2 protein-coding genes and 2 pseudogenes are annotated in these 2,241 nt (G+C 69.0%); 2 read left to right on the forward strand and 2 right to left on the reverse strand.

Going from position 1 to position 2,241, the window contains the following annotated elements; translation table 11 throughout:
- A pseudogene (locus AC1DY5_RS52245) lies at positions 1 to 165 on the reverse strand (IS5/IS1182 family transposase); the annotation flags it as partial.
- A gap of 158 nt (positions 166 to 323) precedes the next feature.
- Positions 324 to 1,225 (reverse strand): annotated as a pseudogene (locus AC1DY5_RS52250) (LysR substrate-binding domain-containing protein).
- 87 nt (positions 1,226 to 1,312) lie between these two features.
- On the opposite strand from AC1DY5_RS52250, the gene AC1DY5_RS52255 reads away from it, so the two are divergent.
- Both AC1DY5_RS52255 and AC1DY5_RS52260 read left to right on the forward strand, forming a co-directional pair.
- Complete coding sequence (locus AC1DY5_RS52255) at positions 1,313 to 1,960, forward strand: hypothetical protein (RefSeq protein ID WP_478122122.1); 648 nt, start codon at positions 1,313 to 1,315, stop codon at positions 1,958 to 1,960.
- A 94-nt stretch (positions 1,961 to 2,054) separates the two neighbouring features.
- Positions 2,055 to 2,241, forward strand: a 187-nt coding sequence (locus AC1DY5_RS52260; protein ID WP_478122123.1) for a transposase domain-containing protein, incomplete at its 3' end; no start/stop codon positions are given.

A 2,241-nucleotide genomic window follows, 5' to 3' on the forward strand; every position in this document is an offset into this window, starting at 1 on the left:
CGCATTGCTGCCGCGTCCCGCGTATTGCCGCACCAGCTCACTCAGGTCCAACTGGTCGATCACCTCCACGACAAAGCGGGCCAGGTGATCCTGCGGTAGCCATTCATCAACCGACGGCGGCAGCAAGTAGGCGGTGTCTCGATCTACGGCAATGAAGCGGCTCATGCAGTGGAGGTCTATTTAAACTGGCGCGATTGTCCAAGCCGCCGCCCACTCGGGGTAGGCGGGAAAGCCCGACACGCTCCTAGGCAGGGGGAGCGTGCACATGCAAGGTCATTGATTCGATCCTGTCGTCCACAAAAAGTGGACAGGCCGCGCGGCGCTCAGGGCGCCAGCAGATCGTCGAGGCAGCGCATGACTTGCTGCCCCAGCAGTCGCGCCGCCGGATCGGGCTCGGGGCCGGCGCGCGCCACGAGCTTGAGGGTCTGAGGCGACAGGCCGGCGTCGCGCAGCGGCACGAAGACCAGCGAACCGGCGCGGTGCTCCTCGTCGATGTCGAGCCGGTTGAGCAGCGTGATGCCGACGCCTTGCATCACCAGCCGCCGCATCAGCGCGGTYGAAGTGGTCTCGATGATCGGCGAGACGCTGATCGCCGAGCGCCGGAATGCGCCATCGAGGATCGGCCGCAGCGACAACGTCGCCGAGGGCAGGATCAGCGGGTGGCCGACGCATTCCGCAAGCACCGTGGTCGCCTGCGTGGTCAGCGGATGGCCGGGCGGCGCGATCGCGCCGATCGGCCATCCGCTCGTGAACAGGGTCCGAAAGCCGGCGCTGTCGGGCACGTCGTAGGCCAGGCCGAGGTCGGCATCGCCGTCGCGCACGCTGCGCAGCACGGCGTCGATCCGCAGGTCGACCAGCCTCAGCCGGATGCCCGGATGGGTGGCGCGCAAGCGCTGCGTCACCGCCGGCAGGAAGGCGCTCGCCAGGCCCGCCGCGGTCGCCAGCGAGGCCTCGCCTTCGCGCAGGCCGCGCACTTCCTCGATCCGCTGGCGCACGGCGTCGAAGTCGTGCAGGGTGTTGCGGGCGTGGGCCAGCACGATCTCCCCGACCGGCGTCAGTCTGAGCGAGTTGTGGATGCGCTCGAACAACGGCGCTCCAAGTTCCTCTTCCAGATTGAGGATCTGCCGGTTGACCGCCGTCGGCACCACGTGCAGCTGCTCGGCCGCCTTGCGGATCGATCCGGTACGGACGACCTCGACGAATAGCGGACGACCTTGGCGTGCATGGTGGCGCGGCTTCTGCACGAGCCGCGCAAGCAGGATTTTTTCGCGCGCCCCCTGTTCAGGCGCGCCGTGGCTGCCGATAGAGTGGGGTGGACACACGGACGATCCCCCCCTTCGGCGAGCCGGGCTATCGCATCCTGATGCGCGAGGGATGCCGGGTCGTGCATGGACACATGCCGCTGCCCGAGTTCCTGGCCCTGATGAAGCAGGCCCACGACACCGAACTGCTGCACGCCGGTCTGGCGCGCATGCTGGACGCAACCGCGGTCATCGGCACCCCCGCGGCGCTGGCGCGGCTGCGGCTGCGCGAGACCCCTGCGGCGATCGAGCGCATGCGCGCGCGACTGGGCCGGGCCGCGCTGCGGCTGGATCCGAAATCGCTGCGCTGGCTGGCGGTCGGCGAGCAGGGACCGGCGAGCCTGTCGCTTTTCGTGCTGCTGACCGGCGTCCGGCCGCGCCATCATCGCCATCCCACCCCGCAACTGCCGCGCGATGGCAGTGCGTTCCGGCGCTGCCGGCTGTTGATCGAACAGGTGCCAGCGCTGCGGCACGCGCTGCCCTTGCTGGCGCAGCGCGTCGCCGAGACCGGCGTGGCCGAATGGGCGGCGCTCGCGCAAGCGTGGGACGACCTCTGCGCCCAGATGGACCACGAAGCGCCGGCCTGGCGGCAAGGGCCGGTCGAGGCGCCGGGCCTAACCGCGATGCTTGCCTGCTTTCGGGAGCTCGAAACGGCCTGAGCGTGAAGGGCCTAGGGGAGGCCTAGGGTCAATACTGTTTAGATAGTAAATTCTGTGCGACAATCCGGTCCCGTCTCCACTACGGACGGAATCGATGGCACGAACAAGGAAGGCGCTACCGGCTCGAGTYGACACGGCGCACCTGATCAGCGCCGGGGTGCTTGCGGCGGTGTGTCCGCGCCCGCTGATCGACGAGGTGCTCGCCGAGACGGGCAAGGCCAGCCAGCGCGAGCGGCTGCTGCCGGCAGCGGCGGTGGTGTACTACGTGATGGCGCTGGCCC

The organism is Variovorax sp. P4_D9 (assembly GCF_056401695.1).